This window comes from Pseudomonas oryzihabitans, from assembly GCF_007665395.1.
Lineage (GTDB): Bacteria > Pseudomonadota > Gammaproteobacteria > Pseudomonadales > Pseudomonadaceae > Chryseomonas > Chryseomonas psychrotolerans_C.
Map to the genome: position 1 here is coordinate 155,023 of NZ_VDND01000003.1, position 19,119 is coordinate 174,141.

The window sequence follows — 19,119 nt, forward strand, 5'->3', positions numbered from 1 at the left end:
TACTCGCCGAACAACAATAACAACCCGAGGAGAACCCCATGACCGCTCCCGTTCGCTCCGTGGCCCGCATCGCCACCTACCTGTTGTTGCTGATCAATTGCCTGTCGCCCATGGCGGCCATCGTGGTGGCGCCCAGCCTGCCGCAGATGCAGGCGCATTTCGCCGACGTACCCAATGTCCAGTTCCTGGTACCCATATCGCTCGCCGTGCCTGGACTGATGGTCGCCCTGCTGGGACCCTTGATGGGCATCGTGGCGGATCGCCTGGGGCGCAAACGCCTGCTGTTGCTGTCCATGGTTGGCTACGGGTGCATGGGCGTACTGCCGCTGTTCCTCGAGTCCCTGCACGCTATCATCGTCAGCCGCGTCGTGCTGGGCTGCATGGAGGCGGTGGTCGTGACCATCAGCACCACGCTCATCGGTGATTACTACAGCGGCGCGCTACGGCAACGTTACCTGGCCCTGCAGACCACCTTCGCCGCCAGCTCCGCCATCCTCTTCTTCATGATCGGTGGCGCTCTGGGAGAACTCGGCTGGCGGATGCCGTACGTGGTCTACGTGGTCGCCCTGGTCATGGCGGTGTTCGCCCACTTCCTGCTATGGGAGCCTAAGCCTCAGAGCCTGAGCGCCGACGATGCCGAGGATGCGTCGCAGCAGGCCAAGGCCTTCCGTCCCGCGCTTCTGGCCGTGACCTGTCTCGTCACCCTGGTGGGCGGTGTCGCTTTCATGGTGTTGCAGATCCAGCTGGCCTACCTGCTGCGCGACATCGGCCAGACCTCGCCGAGCACCGCCGGCATGATCGCCTCGGCAGGCAGCGTGATGATCGTGCTGGGTACGCTCAGCGTGCACCTATTGCTGCGCCTGAAGCTGCGCATCCCGCATTGCCTGGCCCTGGCGTTCGCTCTCATCGGCTGCAGCTTCCTCCTGGTCCCCTGGGCCGACCGGACCTCCCTGATGCTGTTCGTGGCGTTGGTCAATGGCCTGGGTTGCGGCCTGATGCTGCCCAGTCTGGCCATCTGGAACATGCGGGAATTGCCTTGGTACCGCCGTGCCTTCGGAACGGGCGCTTGGTATGGCAGCTATTCCCTGGGTGCCTTTCTGAGTCCCATCCTGGTGGTCGCGGTCACCGCCCATACCCGGGGTCTGGCGGCCACGGTGGGTCTGGCGGCCTGGGTCCTGCTGGCCATGGCGGCCATCGCTCTGCTGTGCGCCTTCTGCAACCGGCCGCGGATCGCCTTTCCCTTCGCCGCTCGCAATGTTGAGGAGGCCTAAGATGGTCATGGCAGCAGGAAGCCGACTGGCAGGCAAGACCGCCCTGATCACGGGTGTGGGCAATGGCATCGGCCAGGCTTGTGCTCTTATGTTCGCCCGTCAGGGCGCCCGGGTAATAGGGTGCGACTGGGATGCCGCGGCCGGAGCGCAAACTCTCGCGCTGGCGCGCTCCGAGGGGCTGGAATCCCTGGTGGTCCACACCTATGACCTGACTCAGCCAGAGGCGGTCACCGCCTGGATCGACTCGGCCCGTACCCAGAGCGACGGCGGCTTCGACTGTCTGGTCAATGCCGCGGCCTTTGGCTCCTTCGCCTGGATCGAGGACCTGGATTACGAACAGCAGTGGCGCCGTACCCTGACGGGTGAGCTGGACATCGTCTTCCTGGTCTGCCAGGCCGCCTGGCCGACACTCAAGGCGCGGGGTGGTGGCGTGATCCTCAACTTCGCCTCCGCCAATGCCCACATGGCGCTGGAGGGCTCTCCCGCGCTCGCCCACTGTGCCGGTAAAGGCGGCGTACTGGCCATGACGCGCCAGCTTGCCTTGGAAGGCGGACCGCACAACATCCGCGCCAACACGCTGTCGCCGGGGCTGATCGAGACCCAGGCCACGCGAGCCCACATGGCTCGCGATCCTGGGCTACGCGATACGGCGTTGCGGCGCCAGTTCCTACGCGAGCGTCTAGGTAGGCCGGAGGATGTCGCCTGCGCCGCGGTCTTTCTGGCTTCGGATGAGGCCGCCTGGGTGACCGGAGCCGATCTGGCGATAGACGCAGGCGCCACTGCCGGCTGAATCAAGGCTGTTTCTTCCCCGCGCCCGAACTGGCCGCGCGACGGGGTAACTGCGTCCGTAACAAAAACAACAAAGAAGGATGTCGACATGAACGTGATCCACGGCAAGCTACTCGTTCTTTCCCTCGTGTTATCCGCGCTCCAGGCCGGTACGGCGGTTGCCGCCGATCTGGATGAGGGGGGGCGGCAGCAACTGCCCTCCAGCACCGACGACAGTCTGCCCAATCAACGGGTGGGGCCACGGGTGTTGTCCGTCGAGCCTCGGCAACCCGCGCCCACCGGTCGGCTCCTGGAAGAGCAGGGACGCTGGCTCAAGGAGCAGGGCATCAGTCCACATCTGGACATGACGCAGCTTTACCTTTCCAACCCCAGCGCAGGCGTCGACACCGGTCGCCATGAAGCCCTGACGCTGTTTGGCGTCGGTGCCGACTTCGACATGGAAAGGCTCGCCGGACTCTCCGGCGGTCTCGTGCACTTCATGCAGCTCTATGTGCCCTGGACCTCCAACCTTAGCTATGGTGGCCAACTGGGGGATGTGCTGGCAGGTAAATCGGCGCCCTACATTCCTCGGGTCAGCCACCTGACGCTGTTGACCTATGAGCAACGGCTGTTGAACGACCGCCTGACCCTGGAGGCCGGCAAGAGCAACGCCGGCACCTATTTCGCTCTTCCGTTGTGCAACCTGCCATTCTCCTGTGTGAGCCCAGCGATCATGCAGGACACGGCCGGCATCAATCCGCCGCCCTACGCCAATTGGGGAGTCCGTAGCGCCTACGACTTCACCCCGCAATGGCGTGCACAGCTAGGGGTCTGGCGTAGCTATGACGCCTATCCGTTCACCAATGGTTGGGAACGCCGCGAAGGGGACAAGGGCGGCTCGCTCAGCACGACCTACCTGGGTAACGTCGCCTACCGAACCGACTACTCGATGGAGACCTATCCCACAGCCTTCGAGTTGATGGGTTTCTACAACAATCGGCGTCAGAACGATCCCTATTACACCGTCGACGGTAATACGCGTTTCACCAGTCAAGCTGCGCCCGCCACCCATGATGGCGTCAGCGGCTTCTATGTCGGCGCGAAACAGACGTTCTGGCGTGCCGACGGCGGCCAGGCCGGGGTGCGTAATCCCACTGCCCTGAGCGTACACGGCAGCCTGGCCCACGTGTTCGAGGAGGAGTCGGCGAACGGGGTGGCGAGTCAGGGCGATCTCGGTCTGATTCTATCCGCACCTTTCCGTGGTCGGCCGTTCGACAGTTATTCCGTCAAGGCCAGTTGGGCCAGATTGACGGATCGCGAGCAGCGCTTGCTCGAAGGGGCCTACAGCTTGAACAGCGGAGGAGGAAATTATCGTTCGGGACGCGATGAGTACGCCCTTACCCTGGACGCGAATTTCGTGCTGACCGACAGCATCGTGCTGAGCCCCTTCATCACCCGCACCTTCCAAGGCAGCAGCTACGTCAATCCGTTCAGTGGCGAGAACCCACGCGATGGCTACGCCTTCGGCGTGCTGCTTCACGTGCAGTTCGATCAACTGCTGGGCCTGAACGGCCTGAAATGAGAGGAGCCCAGCGGGCTGCGCCACGCTCGACGTACCCTGGTGGCGGGTGTGGCGTACGTCGCGTCGTAGTGGCTTCCGCCCAGGCAATACCGGGCGTCAGCGGCGGCGCTGCCTGGCCTCGAAGTCCTAGTGAGGACGGGGGCCGGGTTGATCCGCAGCCTGCTGGTTTTTGACGCTAGCGCCCACAGCACCGAACGGGGCGTTGGCGTCGCTACCTGACTGATACGTGGAAGGTCGTTATGACGCTTTTTCTCAGGTTGTTCGAAACATTTGCTGCAGGACTGATCCAGTACGGCTGCGCCTTGAGTGGTTGCGCGGAACCTGACCCGTACAGCTTTCAACGTGCCAGGTCGTCGCCTATCGACGTTCGCGCCACCTCGATCCCGCTCGGCGTCAGCAGGACGGCCGGAAGTAGCCCAGGAGGATAAGGGGCACGGCTGGCGGGTTGGTTGAGACTAAGGGCCCTCGCCTGCAAGGGATTCTTTCCATTCGCCGAGCAGGACATTGAGCATGACCAGCGGTTTGGGATGTAGGCACCGCTAAGTACTTCGGCGTTTGCTTCCGGCGGCCGTCGAAGCCGTTTTCCTTCTATCCAGGGGCATGGGGCTTCCTACCATCCATCGCAGTTATGCGTTGTATGTAAATCGAGAATTTCCCGAATGGTCTGGAGTTCCGTAATTTCGTGAGTACCGGGTCGTCAAGCGCGACCGGGGAAACACCAGACCGACAGGCGCGGTATACAAAACAAGAACTAAAAAAGAGAGCTGACCATGCGCTGCCACGTCTCAGGTACGTTCGAGCATTACCTCACCCTCCGCACCTTGCGGCCGGTCGCTTCTGATCCGGTAGTCGTTCTCTCCTTTCTGATTCCGCCACAGCTTTCCCATCCGGTCTACCACGCGCGGGCCCGATTCGAGCATGACGCCAGGCATTCGCCGGCCCGTACCGGCCATGAGATAAAGCGTGGAGCGCTCGTCCCACGGCGCGTGTCGCCTGATGCGCCGTCGGGGCAACCACTACGTGCCGCACGCCCCCTCGAACGGACGCCCGTTAGGCAATACCGATGGTCCCCGGCTCGACTCCAGAGGGCGACATATCCCAAGACGCCTAGGAGCGGCCCAAAGCGACGATCTGACCGGCAATCCCCTTCACGCCGTACGCGATGGCCAGTTTGTTGATTACCTGAAGTCCTGTCCCTGAAAGGGGCGGAAGCGGTCGCCAGCGATCGCGCTCCCTATCCAGCAAGGAGTTGAATATGAGCGATACCCCCTACGACATCGTCGCAATGGGCGCCGGGCACAACGGCCTCGTCGCTGCGGCCTACCTGGCGAAGGCTGGTAAGAGGGTTCTGGTGCTTGAGCGCAAAAGCTATCCCGGCGGGGGCGTCAGCACACGCCAGCTGAACACTCCCGGCTATTGGCACGACGAGCACTCCAGCGTGCATATCATGATCCAGGGCAATCCGATGCTGCGCCAGGATGAACTGGGATTGCTCAGCCAACACGGACTGAAATACCACTATTCACCGGTGCCACACGCCACCCTGTTTCCAGACCAGACTGCGCTGTTCACCTACAAGGACATCGACAAGACCTGCGAGGGCTTCGCCAGGATTTCGCCGAAGGACGCCGATACCTATCGCGAATTCGTCAAGGTGAGCCAGAAAATTCTGCAGATGTTCATGCCTGGCCTGTACGCACCGCCGCCGCCGCTTGGCGAACTGGTAGCGATGCTCGATCGGAGCGATGAAGGCCGCTTGATGCTGGACTACATGAGTCGCGACTGCCTGGACCTGGTCAACCAGCTCTACGAGAGCGACAAGATCAAGATCCACCTGTTGCGACTGGTCAGCGAGAACCTGCAGGCGCCCAACGAACTGGGCACGGGGATGGGCGTGCTGCTGATGCCCGGCATCATCCATACCTACGGCGTTTCGCAACCCATCGGCGGCAGCGGCAAGCTGACCGAGGCGCTGGTGCGCTGCATCGAGTCCCACGGCGGCGAGGTGCGCTGCCATGCCGAGGTGGCGCAGATCCTCACCAGCGGTGGCCGCGCCACCGGCGTCCGTCTGAGCAGCGGCGAGACCATCCAGGCCCGTGACGCGGTAATCGGCGCCATCCATCCCCATGTCGTGCGCAAGTTCGTCGAAGGAGTGCCCGAGCCGGTGTTGGCACGCGCGGAGCGCGCGGCCTTGGCGCCGTTCTCGATCATGGTCAGCCACTACGACCTCAAGGAGAATTGCACCTACTACGCGGGAGAGGAGGTGGGCTACGCCACCATGCTGGAATTCATGGCCACCGACTCCCTGGACGAGATGCTAGCCGACTTCGACGAGCTAAAGCGCGGCTACATCAGCCAGCGCCGCCTGTGTGCCGGCGGTGACGAGAGCCTTGGCGACAAGACCCGCGTCCCCGCCGGGGCGGGTATGTTCCATGGCATCACCTTCGCACCCTACAAGGTCAACGATCCGCGCTGGAAGGACCGGCACTGGGACGATTTCAAGGAAGAGATCGGCGACCTGTCGCTGGAGCATTACCGCAAGTTCGTCAGCAACCTGACCAGCGACAACATCATCGCCCGCAGCATCGTCAGTCCCGTCGACCTGGAGCGCTCCAGCCCGAACAGCATGATGCGTGGCGACCTGCATGGCGTGGCGCCCTATTTCTACCAGAGCGCCGGGCACCGCCCGACGCCGGACCTTGGCCAGTTCACCGTACCTGGCGTGGATCGGCTGTTCCTTGCTGGTCCGTTCCAGCATCCGGGTGGCGGTGTCTATGGCGCCGGCCGCGCTACCGCGATCAAGATGTTCGAGCAGCTGGGAATGGACTTCGGCGCGGTTTCCTCCGGTGTGCGTGAGGACTTGCCGCCACCGGTCAGCCAGAGCCCCACCACCCGCGAGGGCATGGTGCTGCGTGGGACGGCTGACGAGGAGCTGATGCATGTCGAGTCGATCCGTCGCGTCGGCGATGAATTGGTGATCAAGGGCAAGAGCTTCGGCACTCTGCCCATGGAGGCACGGTTGGACGGTGCCGCCACGCGGGCCGGCTTGAAAATGCTGAGTGTGAAGGACATGGCGTTTTTGGCCACGCTGCCGTTCCGTAAAGCCAAGCAGCCCTGAGTCATCCAGGTGGCGTGGAGCGCAGCGGTCTCCAGTCCTTGATTGGCGGCGTCGCTAGCCCTGAGGCCGATCATTTCCCGTTCGCATGTCCGTACCCCGCGGTCCCGGTGAAGGACCCAGGGTGCGGACGCCTTGGCTTGGCGAGTCGTTATCCAGGCATTCGTATCCTGAATACCTCGAATGCGAACAAACGATTTCTCGAATGATTGGTCGGGCGATACGGTGCTTCCAGAGACCAGGGCGACCGCAAACGCGCCTCAATAACAAAAACAACTTCGAGGAGACTCATCGTGCAAGGTACTCACCACGGCCGCGTCGCGGTCATCACCGGAGCCGGCGGTGCCTTGGGCCACCACTTCGCCTGTCATCTGGCCCGCCAGGGGTGCCACCTGGCACTGGCTGATCTCAGTCTACCCGAGCAAACGATTTCAGCGGTACGCAAGCTAGGGGCTCAGGTGTACGCCGAAGCCTTCGACTTGGCCGACGTTGATGCGTTGCGTACGTTCGCCGACCAGGTGCTGCAGCGATTCGACCGCTGCGACATCCTGGTCAACAACGCCGCCTTCATGCCACTGGTGCCCTTTGCCGAACTCACACTGGAAACCTTCCGTCGGTTCGAGGCGATAAACGTCGAGGCCTCGCTGCTGCTGGCCCAGAGCTTCGCGCCGGACATGGCCCGCCGTGGCTTCGGACGGATAGTACAGATCGCTTCCAGCACGGTGGGCAACCCGATGCCCAACTTCGCGGCCTACATCACCACCAAGATGGCCGGCATTGGCCTGGTCCGCGCGCTGGCCGCAGAGCTCGGCCCGCACGGCATCACGGTCAATGCGATTTCTCCAGGCTTGACGCGGACGGCGGCATCGGAAAAGAACCTGCCGCCAGCGCTATTCGACGCAGTCCGCGATCAGCAACTGATCAAGCGCAATGGGGTGCCGGAAGACCTCTGCGGGCTGCTCGCCTTCATCACCTCGGAAGATGCCGGCTTCATCACTGGCCAGGTGCTCAACGCCGACGGCGGCACGGTGTTCTGAGCCTACCGAGCCAGGTCGCACGACGCTTTCGCCCGACCGAGTCTTGGGAAGGGGGCGATGCAGTAATGGCAGTGGACCTTGCCACAGTGGCCGTCATTCGAGTGGATGACGGTCGTCCATTGAACCTATCGACAAGAGCGCAGCAATGAATCCGACTCTGCCCGAGATACTCCCCCATCACGTCGGCATCAGCGTGCCGGACATCGATGTTGCCATCGGCTGGTACCAGCGGATGCTCGGATTCGAGCTGGAGATGCGTGCCTTCATCGACATCATCCCGGCGGACGTAGCCTTCGTTCGCCGCGGTGATTTCCGCCTGGAATTGTTCCAGGTCGAGGGTGCCGAGCCACTACCGGCTGAGCGCCGCGAGCCCAATCAGGACGTGCGCACTCATGGCAACAAACACCTGTGCCTGGCCGTACTGGACGTACCGACGACGGTGGCAGGGTTGCGCGAGAAGGGCGCCGACATCGTCTTCGAGAAAGAGGTGCAGGGCACGCCCATGGCATTCATCCGCGACAACTCGGGAAACCTGCTGGAGCTGATCCAGTGCCCCGAGTTGTGGACGTCATCCCCCGGTGATGATGGGCAAAACACGCGATGAAATCGGCGATTCCCAAGGCGGTAGCCGCGACGGCCGGTTGCGATTGTTTTCCAGAGAGCTCGCCCGTGTGCGTCCTGCCCAGGTGACGGCGATCCAACGCCTTCCTGGCCTGGCAGCAAGCTGTCCGATGTTCCCTTGTACAACAACAATGAGAGAGGCAAGACCATGAAACTGAACACGTTCGCCGCCGTACTCGCCGTCACTACTATGGCCCTGAGCGCAATGACCGGCGCCTACGCCGCAGATACCGCCACGGCCAACGAAGGTCATGTCGTCGACAGGCAGAGTTTCGAGCACTACCTGGCGCTATTCAACCAGAAGAATCCGGCCGCGTTCGAAGAGTACTACGCGCCCAACGTGCGCATGTCCAACGGGGGTTTGGTGTTCAACAGCATCCCCGAGGTAGAGGCGCACTACCGCAAGATATGGGGAGCGATGGACGAGAAGGTCAAGCTAGAAGAGTTCCTCTTCGATGGAAAGACGCTCGCCGTACAGTTGCTGGTGACCTTCGATGTACCCAGGGATGCCGCGAGTACACCCTTCGGTCCCATTAAAAAAGGGGAACGCTTCCAGTTTCATGGGCCAATCTTCTACACGCTGAACGATGACGGGAAATTCACTGACATCAAGGTCGGCTATTACAGCTTCAGTCGGACCACTGATGGCGTCACCAAGTCCATGGGCATGCCCCACTAGTCCATCCTATGGCGGCCTTCGTCCCGGGTGATTTCGGGCCGAGGCCGCTGTGGTCGACTCGCTTTGACCCAAGGACAGTCGAGAGCGTCCGTGGGGCTCATCCCGCATGGCACGCTCGCCTACGGCGAGTCAGGGTGACCTCGGCAGTATTCTTTCTGCACCGTTCCGCGGTCGTTCGACCGCCATTCCATCAGCCAAGCCGGCAAACTACCGTTCGGGACGCGACCAGTAGGCGGCGGCCGATTTCGCAGGGGGCTTGCCCTGCGGCGTGCCGAGTGCGAGCGTTTTGCCACCTGCGGCGGTCGTAACAGGGCATTGCTCATTTAAGGACGCCCTCTACATGCTCGCCGCCCTCAAAGACGAAACCCTGCTGCTGGTCGCCATCGGGGCCACGGTGCTGGCCTATGTGTTCGAACACGCGCTGCTCGGCGGTGGCCAGACCCTGGCGCTGGCCGCGGCGGGTGGCCTGATCGCCGCCATCATCTGCGCCGCCATGCGCGTGGCCCATCACGCCGAATTGCTGGCGGAAAAGGTCGGAGATCCCTACGGCACCATGATCCTGACCCTCTCCGCGGTGCTGGTGGAGGTGATCATCCTGGCGATCATGATGAGCCATGACCACTCACCGACCCTGGCCCGCGACACCATCTACGCCGCGGTGATGCTGGACATGAACGGCATCATCGGCCTGGCCGCGCTGCTCGGTGGCATCAAGCACGGCGAGCAGCCCTACAACGACGATTCCAGCCGCAGCTACGGCGTGATGATCATGACCGCGGTGAGCATCTCCATGCTGGTGCCGGAGTTCATTCCCTCGGCCCAGTGGCACGTCTATTCCTTCTTCACCATCGGCGCCATGGCGCTGCTCTATGCGCTGTTCCTGCGCATGCAGACCGGCCCACACAGCTATTTCTTCAGCTACAACTACCCCGAGAAGAAGCGCAAGCGCCCGGTCGTCGAAGGACAGGAAGCTACCGGCGGCCATGGTGAAAGCAGCTCGGCGCTGTCCATCGGCCTGCTGATCGTCGGCATCGTCGCCACCGGCGCCCTGGCCGAGGTGATGTCCAAGTCGCTGGATACCGGCCTGGAAGGCCTGGCCGTCCCGGCCCTGGTACCGGCCCTGGTGGTGGCGGTGATCTCCGCCAGCCCGGAGATCCTCACGGCGCTGCGCGCGGCCATGGCCAATCGCATGCAGTCGGTGATCAACATCGCCCTGGGCGCCAGCCTGTCCACGGTGATCCTCACCGTGCCGGTGGTGGAAGCCATCGCCCTGTTCAACGGTCAGCCGATCCAGATGGCCATGACGCCGGTGCAGACGGTGATGATGGCGGTGACGCTGATCGTCGCCGCCATCAACCTCAACGACGGCGAGACCAACGCCATCGAGGGCATGACCCACTTCGTGCTGTTCGGCACCTTCATCATGCTGACCATTCTCGGTCTCTAGGACAGCGTCATGATCGACAGCGAGATGATCAGCAACTACGGCTATGGCGCGGCGGTCCTGGGTGCCCTGGTGGAGGGCGACGGCGTCGCCATCCTGGCCGGCATCGCCGCGCGCCACGGCTACCTGCTGTTCCCGCTCACGGCGCTATGCGTGGCCCTGGGCGGCTTCATCGGCGACCAGACGCTGTTCTTTCTCGGCCGCCGCTATGGCGATGGCATCTTGCGCCGCTTCAAGCACCAGCAGCAGCGCATCGACTGGCTGCGCAGCCGCATCCATCGCCACGAGGCGCTGTGGATCATCGGCATCCGCTTCGCCTACGGCTTCCGCTTGATCGGCCCGTTGCTGATCGGCGCCAGCGGGGTGCGGCCGCGGCGCTTCCTGTTCTACAACATCATCGGCGCGCTGCTCTGGGGCTTCTTCATGACCGGCATCGGCTACGCGGTGGGCGAGATCCTGCGGGATTTCTTCGCCGAGCATCATGTGTCGAAGCGCTGGTTCATCGCCGCGGCGATCTGTGTGGTGGTGTTGTTCGTAGGGGTACGCGCCATCCTGCGGCGGCGGGAGGGGGTGTAGGGGGAAGGTGGTTGCGTAGGTTGGGTTGAGCGGAGCGAAGCCCAACGTTGCGGAGTTTGGCCGAGATGTCTGGGCTCATCGGTGCCCTAGCTGTTTATCGAGCTTTGCTTGGGCTCTTGTTTCGCTCATCCGGGCGAGTCACTTTTGTCAGGTGCGGGTACGCGCCCCGGACTACGCGTCCCGAACAAAAGTAACCAAAAAAGCTTTCCCACGTTTCGGCCCTGCGCTGCGCTTCGGGTGATTCGCTCCGCTCACCCTTCGGGCCAGCCTACCGCTGTTCCTTCGCTGCGCTACGTTTCCCTCGCTCCGGCGCCGCTCTGGGGCACGGCACGAAGGGGCTTCCTGCACCTCGCGCCTTGCTCGTCGTCCTGCCTCGCAATCCCCGCCCCGACACCGGAACTCGGCCTCACTGACGGGGACGGGGCGGTAGCCTGATGCCTGGGTGTTCACAGGCTGTAGCGTGGAAAACCGCGCAGCGTTTTCCACTGGCAGCCTTTAACTGCCGAAGCGACTGTCTTTATCGCGGCCATGGGCCGCTCCTACAGCAGCCGGATATCCCGTAGGAGCGGCCCATGGCCGCGATTACAGTAGCGTTAAGGTGTAGCGTTTTCCGCTGGCGAGCACTGACGCCATCAGTGGACAATGCTTCGCCGTTGTCCACGCTACGAAGCGTTTGGGCTCTTCAACCAATACTTTCAGGCTAGCGAATCGCCCCGTTCAGCAGGGCGAACGCCAGTGTCGCGGAGTGGGTCGAGCCGCAGGGATGCGGCGAGAGGTCCAGTGGGCCATGGATGGCCCATCTGGACCGACCCCGGAACGGCGCTGGCGTGAGCGAAACGTAGCGCAGCGAAGTAACAGCCGTAGGCTGGCCCGAAGGGCGAGCAACGCGAGTCACCCGCAGCGCAGCGGAGGGCCGGATGACCGGGGCAAGCGTTTTTGGTTACTTTTGCCGCGACTGGCAAAAGTGACTCGCCCAGGTGGGCGAAACAAGAGGTATCAGCAAAGCTCGGTAAGCAGCTGAGGAACCAATAAAAGCAATTTTGCACCATTGTAACGTTGGGCTTCGCTTGCGCTCAGCGCCAACCTACGCCGTGCCTTTGGTGTTGGGCTCCGCTCCGCTCCGCTCAACCCAACCTACCGCCAACCCTCTGCCCAACGAAAAAGGCGCCCTGAGGCGCCTTCTTCAAACCAAACAAACCCCACGTCAGACCTTGACGATCCAACCCTCCGGCGCCGGCTTGTCGCCGGTCTGGATACCGGTCAGTTCCTCGTACAGCTTGCGCGTCACCGGGCCGACGTCGGTCAGGCTGTGGAAGACGTGCAGCTTCTCGCCGTACTGGATGCCGCCGATGGGGGTGATGACCGCGGCGGTGCCGCAGGCGCCGGCTTCGACGAACTGGTCGAGCTGGTCGATGAAGACGTCGCCCTCGACCACCTCCAGGTTCAGCCGCTCGCGGGCCAGGTCCATCAGCGACATCCGGGTCACACCCGGCAGCACCGATTCCGAGCGCGGGGTGACGAACTTGCCGTCGCCGGTGATGGCGAAGAAGTTGGCCGAGCCGACTTCCTCGATCTTGCGATGGGTCAGCGGATCCAGGTAGATGCAGTCGGCGAAGCCTTCGGCCTTGGCCTGGGCGCCGGGCATCAGGCTGGCGGCGTAGTTGCCGCCGACCTTGGCGGCGCCGGTGCCCTGGGGCGCGGCGCGGTCGTAGCCGGAGATGACGAAGTTGTGCGGGGTCATGCCGCCCTTGAAGTAGGCGCCGACCGGGATGCCGAACACCACGAAGTGGAATTCGGGGGCGGTGCGCACGCCGATGTTGTCCCCCACGCCGATGACGAAGGGCCGCAGGTAGAAGGCGCCACCGGTGCCATAGGGCGGGATCCAGGCCTCGTTGGCCTTGACCACCTGCTGGCAGGCGTCGATGAACAGCTCGGTGGGCACCGGCGGCATCAGCAGGCGGGCGCAGCTCTTGTGCATGCGCGCGGCGTTGCGGTCGGGACGGAACAGGTTGATGGAACCGTCCTGGCAGCGATAGGCCTTGAGGCCTTCGAAGCACTGCTGGCCGTAGTGGATGGCCGTGGAGCCTTCGCTGATGTGCAGCTGGTTGTCGCGAGTCAGCTCGCCGGGTTGCCAGCTGCCGTCGCGATAGGTGGCGATAAAGCGGAAGTCGGTCTTGATATAGTCGAAACCGAGGGTCTTCCAATCGATGTCCGCAGCGCTCATAGATCCTCGCAGTGCTCTCCGGCGGTCGCGCCGGTCGTTTCAGGGTGATGGCCGTGCGCCTCGCCGGCGACGGTTCAAGGGGTGGACGGGAAAACGCCGTCCTCAGACTGTGAAAGATACCGCTTATCCGGACCGCTGGGGGCACCTTTCAGCCAATCGGGTCTCCAAAGCACGACGCTGGCCCTTTGCCGCCGCTGCCTGCTGCCTCAGGCTTGGCCGCTTGGGTCGCCACCAGGAGCTCCTCTTGAAAACAACGATGGCGTTGCTGGGTGCCCTGACCCTGCCAACGCTCACGGCGCAGGCCGCCGGAATCTTCACCGATGCCTTCGATACGGCGCTCAATCGCCGGGTCATCGAGTGGCGCGGTGCCCCCTCGCCCGAGGGCATCGTCTTCAGTGTCATCGCCAGCCAGTTCAAGACCAGCGCCGGCCACGCCACTACCGATTTCCGCACCCAGCTGTCCACCTTCGGCGACAAGGTGCGCTTCCATGGCTGCAGCGCCAGTCGCTGGGAGATGAACGGACGCCTCTACCTGCCGCTCAAGGGCCAATACCGCATGGCCGGGCTGGACGAGCGCTACGGCGAGTACTTCATCGGCCAGCCCAGTCGCCAGGACTTGGAATGGGTGGCCATGAACACCCAGGTCAACTATCGCCTCTGCCGCCTGCGCGAGACCCTCTCGGCCGAAGACCTGCAGGGCCTGCGCTGGGTGTTGCGGGCGGCGGAGCCCGACTAGTCGAAGCGGGTGATCACGGTCACCCCGGTCCCCTGGAAGCTATCCATCTGCATCAGCGCCGCACAGGATTCGGCCAGGCTGATCTCCCGGCCGATCAATTGTTCCGGGGCCAGGGTGCCCTGGCGCACCATGGCCAGCAGCACGTCGTAGCGATGGGCCTGCATGCCGTGGCTGCCGAGGATTTCCAGTTCATGGGCGATCACCAGGTTCATCGGCAGCGCTGGCGTGGCCAGGTCGCCCAGCAGCAGGCCGACCTGGATGTGCTTGCCGCGCTTGCGCAGGCTGGCGATGGAATTGCAGCAGGTGGTGGGATGGCCGAGGGCGTCGAGGGAGACGTGGGCACCGCCGCCGGTGAGTTCGCGTACCGCTGCGGGCACGCTGGCCACCTGGGTAGCATCGACGGTGGCCAGGGCACCGAGGCGGCGCGCCAGCGCCAGCTTGTCGGCGGTGATGTCGATGGCCACCACCTGGGCGCCCAGGGCGCTGGCGATCATGATCGCCGAGAGCCCGACCCCGCCGCAGCCGTGCACCGCCACCCACTGGCCGGCACTGACCTTGCCCTGGTCGACCACGGCGCGAAAGGCCGTCACGAAGCGACAGCCCAGGCTGGCGGCGGTGGCGAAGTCCAGTTGCTCGGGCAGGCCCACCAGGTTGAGATCGGCCTGGTGGATGCCGACGTACTGGGCGAAGGAGCCCCAATGGGTGAAGCCGGGCTGGAACTGGTGATCGCAGACCTGCTGGTGGCCGGCGTGGCACTGCGGACAGGCGCCGCAGCCGCCGACGAAGGGGACGGTGACCCGGTCGCCGATCCGCCAGCGGCGGACGTCCCTGCCCACCGCCGCCACGATCCCGGCCAGTTCATGGCCCGGCACATGGGGCAGCTCGATGTCGCTGTCATGGCCGACCCAGCCGTGCCAATCGCTGCGGCAGACACCGGTCGCCATGACCCTGACCACCACGCCGTGGGGCTCGGGAGTGGGATCCGGTACGGTGCTCAGGCGCGGCGGGGCGGAGAAGGCTTCGTAGACGACGGCTTTCATGGGCTGGCCTCGGTGGGATGATTCCGACCAGTATGGCAAAGCGCCTTGTGCGCGAGACCGACTGAATACCTTTTTCCGCGCCGGAAGGCGGGTACCTAGCCGGCCAGCGCCTGCAGCCCGCGCCAGGTGACCGGCGCCGCGCCGGCCAGGGCCTGGACCAGGGCGGCCTTGAGCCGGCAATCGGGCAGGGCGCGGTGGGTTTCCTGCACCGTGACGCCCTGCTGGCGGGCGGCCATGGCCAGGGCCTTGCGCCGCCAGCCGTCCTGGCTGCGGCTGTCCAGGCTGGGTTCCTGCCAGAACTGGGCATAGAGTTGCATCAGGCAATGCAGGCGGGTGCCATCCACCAGCTGCACCGGTGGCGTCTCCCGCTCCAGTTCCGGCGGCAGCGCCAGGCCGTGCAGGCGGGCGTTGTAGCCCAGCAGACGATAGTCGAAGGCCATGCCGTAGGCCAGCACAGTACGGCCCTGCAGCAGCGGCCAGAGCTGGGCGAAGACCTCGGGAAAGGTGGGCGCCTGGGTGAGATGGGCATCGGTCAGGCCGTGGATCAGGGTCGCTTCGCGCGGCACGGCGATGGCGGGGCGCACCAGGGTGTCGAGCAGCACCCGGCCGCTCAGGGTCATCACCGCCACCTCGATCAGCTGGGCTTCTTCGCCCAGGCCGGTGGCCTCGGTATCCAGCACCAGCACATCCTGCTCCAGCCAGCGCTGCGCCTGCTCGAGCACCCGCAGTTGCAGGGCGTTGTAGCCGGGGACGGCGGTGGTGGAAGAGGACGACGACAAGGAATTCATGATACTGCCTGACACGGGTAACCAAGGATGCGCCCAGAAGCCGTGATGGTCGGCTCTACGACGGGTGTGCGCATTCGATGCAAGATCATCGCCACAGGACACAGGCCATTCGCCGTGGGCGACGAGCGGACCATTGGGCGCGTCGGGGTCGCCGGCCGTGGCCGGCCTTGCGAGAATGGCGCTTTGAGCGACGATGAGGAGCGCCACCGCTTTGGCTGCCGCCCAGGGTTTCCTGCTGACACGCCTCTGGCGCGAGACATCCACCGGGATGGAGCTGGTGTTCTGGTTCGCCACCGATGCCGGGCCGCGGCAGGTGCGGATGCCGGCCCAGCAGGCGGTGGCCTTCGTGCCGGCCGAGCGACGGGCGGACATCGAGCCGCTGCTGCCCGCCGGGGTCGAAGTGCGCGACCTGGCGCTGCAGGACTTCCAGCGGCGCCCCGTCCTGGGGCTCTATGCGCCGCGCTATCGCACCCTGCGCGACGTCGAGCAACGCCTCACGGCGGCGGGTATCGAGGTCTACGAGGCCGATGTCGCCCCGGCGGACCGCTTCCTCATGGAGCGCTTCATTACCGCGCCGGTGCAGCTGCCGGTCGCCGGCGAGAATGCCTCCCCCTTGCGGCCGGCGGCCGACTATCGCCCGACCCTGCGCACCCTGTCGCTGGACATCGAGACCAGCGAGCGCGGCGAACTCTACAGCATCGGCCTGCACGGCTGCGGCCAGCGCCAGGTGTACATGCTCGGTCCGCCCACCGGCGAGGCCGCGGCGGTGGACTTCGACCTGGAATACGTCGACGATCGCGCCACCTTGCTGCAGCGCCTCAACGCCTGGCTGGCGCGTCATGATCCCGACGTCATCATCGGCTGGAGCGTGCTGCACTTCGACATCCGCGTGCTCCACGAGCACGCGCGCACCCTGGGCGTGCCCCTGCACCTGGGCCGGGGCGCTGCCGAGGACGACCGCTACGAGCCCGGCGGCCAGGGGCGCCCGTTCTTCGCCCTGCTGGCCGGACGGCCGATCATCGATGGCGTGGAGGCACTCAAGTCGGCGACCTGGGTGTTTCCCTCCTACAGCCTGGAGAACGTCTCGCGCACCCTGTTGGGCGAGGGCAAGGCCATCGACAATCCCCACGACCGCATGGCCTCCATCAACCGCATGTTCGCCAGCGAGAAGAGCGCCCTGGCGCGCTACAACCTGGTGGATTGCGAGCTGGTCACCCGCATCTTCGCCAAGACCGAGCTGCTGCGCTTCCTGCTGGAGCGGGCCAGCGTCACCGGCCTGCCGCTGGAGCGCCATGGCGCCTCCATCGCCGCCTTCTACCACCTCTATCTGCCGCTGATGCACCGCCAGGGCTTCGTCGCGCCCAACCTCGGCGCCCAGCCGCCCGAGGCCAGCCCGGGCGGCTTCGTCATGGATTCGCGGCCCGGGCTCTACGACTCGGTGCTGGTGCTGGACTACAAGAGCCTCTATCCCTCGCTGATCCGCACCTTTCTCATCGACCCGGTGGGCCTGGTGGAAGGCCTGGCGTTGCCCGAGGAAGAGACGGTGCCGGGCTTTCGCGGGGCGCGTTTCCATCGCAGCCGGCACTGCCTGCCGGAGATGGTGGCGCGGGTCTGGGAGGGGCGCGATGCGGCCAAGCGGGCCGGCAACGCGCCCCTGGCCCAGGCGCTGAAGATCATCATGAACAGCTTCTACGGGGTGCTGGGCACGCCGCACTGCCGCTTCTTCGACCATCGCCTGGCCTCGTCCATCACCCTGCGCGGCCACGCGGTGATGCACCGGACCCGCGAGCTGATCGAGGCGCGCGGCCACCAGGTGATCTATGGTGACACCGACTCCACCTTCGTCTGGCTCGGCCGCGCCCACGGGGAAGCCGACGCCGAACGCATCGGTCGCGATCTGGTGGCGGCGGTCAACGCCCACTGGCGCGCGCAGCTGCAGGCCGAACTGGGGCTGGAAAGCCACCTGGAGCTGCAATACGAGACCCATTTTTCCCGCTTTCTCATGCCCACCATCCGCGGCGCGGAAGAGGGCAGCAAGAAGAGATACGCCGGGCTCAGGCCAGGTGCCGATGGCCAACCGGAGCTGGTGTTCAAGGGCCTGGAAACGGTGCGCAGCGACTGGTCGCCGCTGGCCCAGCGCTTCCAGCGCGAACTCTATCTGCGCATCTTCACCGGCGAGCCCCACGTGGACTACCTGCGCGATTTCGTCGCCCGCACCCGCGCCGGCGAGTTCGACGAGCTGCTGGTCTATCGCAAGCGCCTGCGGCGGCCGCTGGAGGAATACCAGAGCACCGGCCCGCCCCAGGTGCGCGCCGCCCGCCTGGTCGAGGCGGAAAACGCCCGGCGCGGGCGCCGCAGCCAGTTCCGTCGCGGTGGCTGGATCAGCTACCTGATCACCACCGCCGGCCCCGAACCGGCCGAGCTGCCCCATGCGCCGCCGGACTACGACCACTATGTGCAGCGCCAGCTGGCGCCGGTGGCCGATGCCATCCTGCCCTTCGTCGGCGACCGCTTCGAGCGGCTGCTGGATCGGCAAATGGGGTTGTTTTGAAGGCGACCAGGAATGACGGGCTGGATGAGGCGGGTTTCATCCGCCAGGTGCCCCGCGTGCCCTTCCAGGCCGAGTACCGCGCCGTGCTGGCGGCCGTGCGCCGCCAGTTGCCGGCCCTCCTGGGCGCTCATCTGGTAGCGCTCTATGTCTATGGGAGCGTGGCCGAGGGTCGCGCCCGACCTGGGCGATCGGACCTGGATCTCACGCTGATCCTCAGCGATGCCTGCCCGGCTGAATTCCTCGAGGCGCTGGAGCGGCTCAGGCGGGCGCTGGAGCGCCAGCATCCCACCGTCAGCAAGATCGATTTCGACATCGGTCGCCGGGCCCAGGCGCTGGCCGCCGCCCACCGCTACAGCTGGGGCTATTGGCTCAAGCACCAGTGCCGCTGGCTGTGGGGTGAGGACCTGGCGCGCCGTTTCGCGCCCTTCACGCCCGAGCTCGCCATCGTCCGGGCGGTGAATGGCGAGGTACTGCCGCTGCTCCGCGGCTTCGTTCCGCTGATCGCCCACAGCGCGGTGACCAGCGAACGCCTGAGCCTTCAGCGCGAGGCCGCGCGGCGCCTGCTGCGCGCGCTACCTGCTGCGCCGGCCGGAAGAGACCGGTTGGCCGTGGAGTCTGGAGGACCATCGGGCGCGTGCCCTCAGGCGCCATCCCGAGCAACGCCCGGCCCTGGACTTCTTCTACCGG

The 19,119-nt window shown here is 65.0% G+C and carries 14 protein-coding genes; 11 read left to right on the top strand and 3 right to left on the bottom strand.

The window, feature by feature from the left end:
- Positions 1–38 precede the first annotated feature (38 nt).
- The 9 genes from FSV73_RS08280 (at position 39) to FSV73_RS08320 (ending at position 11,093) form a co-directional block, all read left to right on the top strand.
- Complete coding sequence (locus FSV73_RS08280) at positions 39–1,271, top strand: MFS transporter (protein WP_145006612.1); 1,233 nt, start codon at positions 39–41, stop codon at positions 1,269–1,271.
- Between the two features lie 7 nt (positions 1,272–1,278).
- On the top strand, positions 1,279–2,061 hold the full coding sequence (locus FSV73_RS08285) for an SDR family NAD(P)-dependent oxidoreductase (RefSeq protein ID WP_145006614.1): 783 nt from the start codon (positions 1,279–1,281) through the stop codon (positions 2,059–2,061).
- 87 nt (positions 2,062–2,148) lie between these two features.
- Positions 2,149–3,621 (top strand): carbohydrate porin, encoded by a 1,473-nt coding sequence (locus FSV73_RS08290; RefSeq protein WP_145006617.1) that lies wholly within the window; start codon positions 2,149–2,151, stop codon positions 3,619–3,621.
- A gap of 1,255 nt (positions 3,622–4,876) precedes the next feature.
- Positions 4,877–6,739 (top strand): phytoene desaturase family protein, encoded by a 1,863-nt coding sequence (locus tag FSV73_RS08295; RefSeq protein WP_145006620.1) that lies wholly within the window; start codon positions 4,877–4,879, stop codon positions 6,737–6,739.
- 290 nt (positions 6,740–7,029) lie between these two features.
- Positions 7,030–7,773: an SDR family NAD(P)-dependent oxidoreductase gene (locus tag FSV73_RS08300; RefSeq protein ID WP_222119443.1), complete on the top strand. Its 744-nt coding sequence runs from the start codon at positions 7,030–7,032 to the stop codon at positions 7,771–7,773.
- Between the two features lie 145 nt (positions 7,774–7,918).
- Complete coding sequence (locus FSV73_RS08305) at positions 7,919–8,377, top strand: VOC family protein (RefSeq protein ID WP_260856045.1); 459 nt, start codon at positions 7,919–7,921, stop codon at positions 8,375–8,377.
- 165 nt (positions 8,378–8,542) lie between these two features.
- Positions 8,543–9,073, top strand: coding sequence for a nuclear transport factor 2 family protein (locus tag FSV73_RS08310; RefSeq protein WP_145006623.1), 531 nt, complete (start codon positions 8,543–8,545; stop codon positions 9,071–9,073).
- Positions 9,074–9,413: 340 nt separating this feature from the next.
- Positions 9,414–10,520 carry a calcium:proton antiporter gene (locus FSV73_RS08315; protein ID WP_145006626.1) on the top strand — a complete coding sequence of 369 codons (1,107 nt, stop codon included), beginning with the start codon at positions 9,414–9,416 and terminating at the stop codon, positions 10,518–10,520.
- A 9-nt stretch (positions 10,521–10,529) separates the two neighbouring features.
- On the top strand, positions 10,530–11,093 hold the full coding sequence (locus tag FSV73_RS08320) for a DedA family protein (RefSeq protein WP_145006629.1): 564 nt from the start codon (positions 10,530–10,532) through the stop codon (positions 11,091–11,093).
- 1,204 nt (positions 11,094–12,297) lie between these two features.
- Here FSV73_RS08320 and FSV73_RS08325 read toward each other — a convergent pair.
- Positions 12,298–13,317 carry a branched-chain amino acid aminotransferase gene (locus FSV73_RS08325; protein ID WP_145006632.1) on the bottom strand — a complete coding sequence of 340 codons (1,020 nt, stop codon included), beginning with the start codon at positions 13,315–13,317 and terminating at the stop codon, positions 12,298–12,300.
- Between the two features lie 244 nt (positions 13,318–13,561).
- Between FSV73_RS08325 and FSV73_RS08330 the strand changes: the two genes are divergently transcribed.
- Complete coding sequence (locus FSV73_RS08330) at positions 13,562–14,053, top strand: hypothetical protein (RefSeq protein ID WP_186309188.1); 492 nt, start codon at positions 13,562–13,564, stop codon at positions 14,051–14,053.
- Here the strand turns inward: FSV73_RS08330 and FSV73_RS08335 are convergent.
- Entirely contained in the window at positions 14,050–15,093 is a 1,044-nt protein-coding gene (locus FSV73_RS08335) for a zinc-dependent alcohol dehydrogenase family protein (RefSeq protein WP_145006635.1), read from the bottom strand. The genes FSV73_RS08330 and FSV73_RS08335 overlap by 4 nt on opposite strands.
- A gap of 95 nt (positions 15,094–15,188) precedes the next feature.
- Positions 15,189–15,881: a 3'-5' exonuclease gene (locus tag FSV73_RS08340; protein WP_260856046.1), complete on the bottom strand. Its 693-nt coding sequence runs from the start codon at positions 15,879–15,881 to the stop codon at positions 15,189–15,191.
- A gap of 193 nt (positions 15,882–16,074) precedes the next feature.
- Between FSV73_RS08340 and FSV73_RS08345 the strand changes: the two genes are divergently transcribed.
- On the top strand, positions 16,075–18,432 hold the full coding sequence (locus tag FSV73_RS08345; protein WP_437179270.1) for a DNA polymerase II: 2,358 nt from the start codon (positions 16,075–16,077) through the stop codon (positions 18,430–18,432).
- Positions 18,433–19,119: the final 687 nt, after the last annotated feature.

What these genes read in the sequence shown, in the direction of transcription:
- FSV73_RS08345 (WP_437179270.1), top strand. Translation starts at nt 16,075, where the DNA reads ATGAGGAGCGCCACCGCTTTGGCTGCCGCCCAGGGTTTCCTGCTGACA.
- FSV73_RS08320 (WP_145006629.1), top strand. Translation starts at nt 10,530, where the DNA reads ATGATCGACAGCGAGATGATCAGCAACTACGGCTATGGCGCGGCGGTC.
- FSV73_RS08290 (WP_145006617.1), top strand. Translation starts at nt 2,149, where the DNA reads ATGAACGTGATCCACGGCAAGCTACTCGTTCTTTCCCTCGTGTTATCC.
- FSV73_RS08325 (WP_145006632.1), bottom strand. Translation starts at nt 13,317, where the DNA reads ATGAGCGCTGCGGACATCGATTGGAAGACCCTCGGTTTCGACTATATC.
- FSV73_RS08295 (WP_145006620.1), top strand. Translation starts at nt 4,877, where the DNA reads ATGAGCGATACCCCCTACGACATCGTCGCAATGGGCGCCGGGCACAAC.
- FSV73_RS08340 (WP_260856046.1), bottom strand. Translation starts at nt 15,881, where the DNA reads ATGAATTCCTTGTCGTCGTCCTCTTCCACCACCGCCGTCCCCGGCTAC.
- FSV73_RS08310 (WP_145006623.1), top strand. Translation starts at nt 8,543, where the DNA reads ATGAAACTGAACACGTTCGCCGCCGTACTCGCCGTCACTACTATGGCC.
- FSV73_RS08305 (WP_260856045.1), top strand. Translation starts at nt 7,919, where the DNA reads ATGAATCCGACTCTGCCCGAGATACTCCCCCATCACGTCGGCATCAGC.
- FSV73_RS08315 (WP_145006626.1), top strand. Translation starts at nt 9,414, where the DNA reads ATGCTCGCCGCCCTCAAAGACGAAACCCTGCTGCTGGTCGCCATCGGG.
- FSV73_RS08335 (WP_145006635.1), bottom strand. Translation starts at nt 15,093, where the DNA reads ATGAAAGCCGTCGTCTACGAAGCCTTCTCCGCCCCGCCGCGCCTGAGC.
- FSV73_RS08280 (WP_145006612.1), top strand. Translation starts at nt 39, where the DNA reads ATGACCGCTCCCGTTCGCTCCGTGGCCCGCATCGCCACCTACCTGTTG.
- FSV73_RS08285 (WP_145006614.1), top strand. Translation starts at nt 1,279, where the DNA reads ATGGCAGCAGGAAGCCGACTGGCAGGCAAGACCGCCCTGATCACGGGT.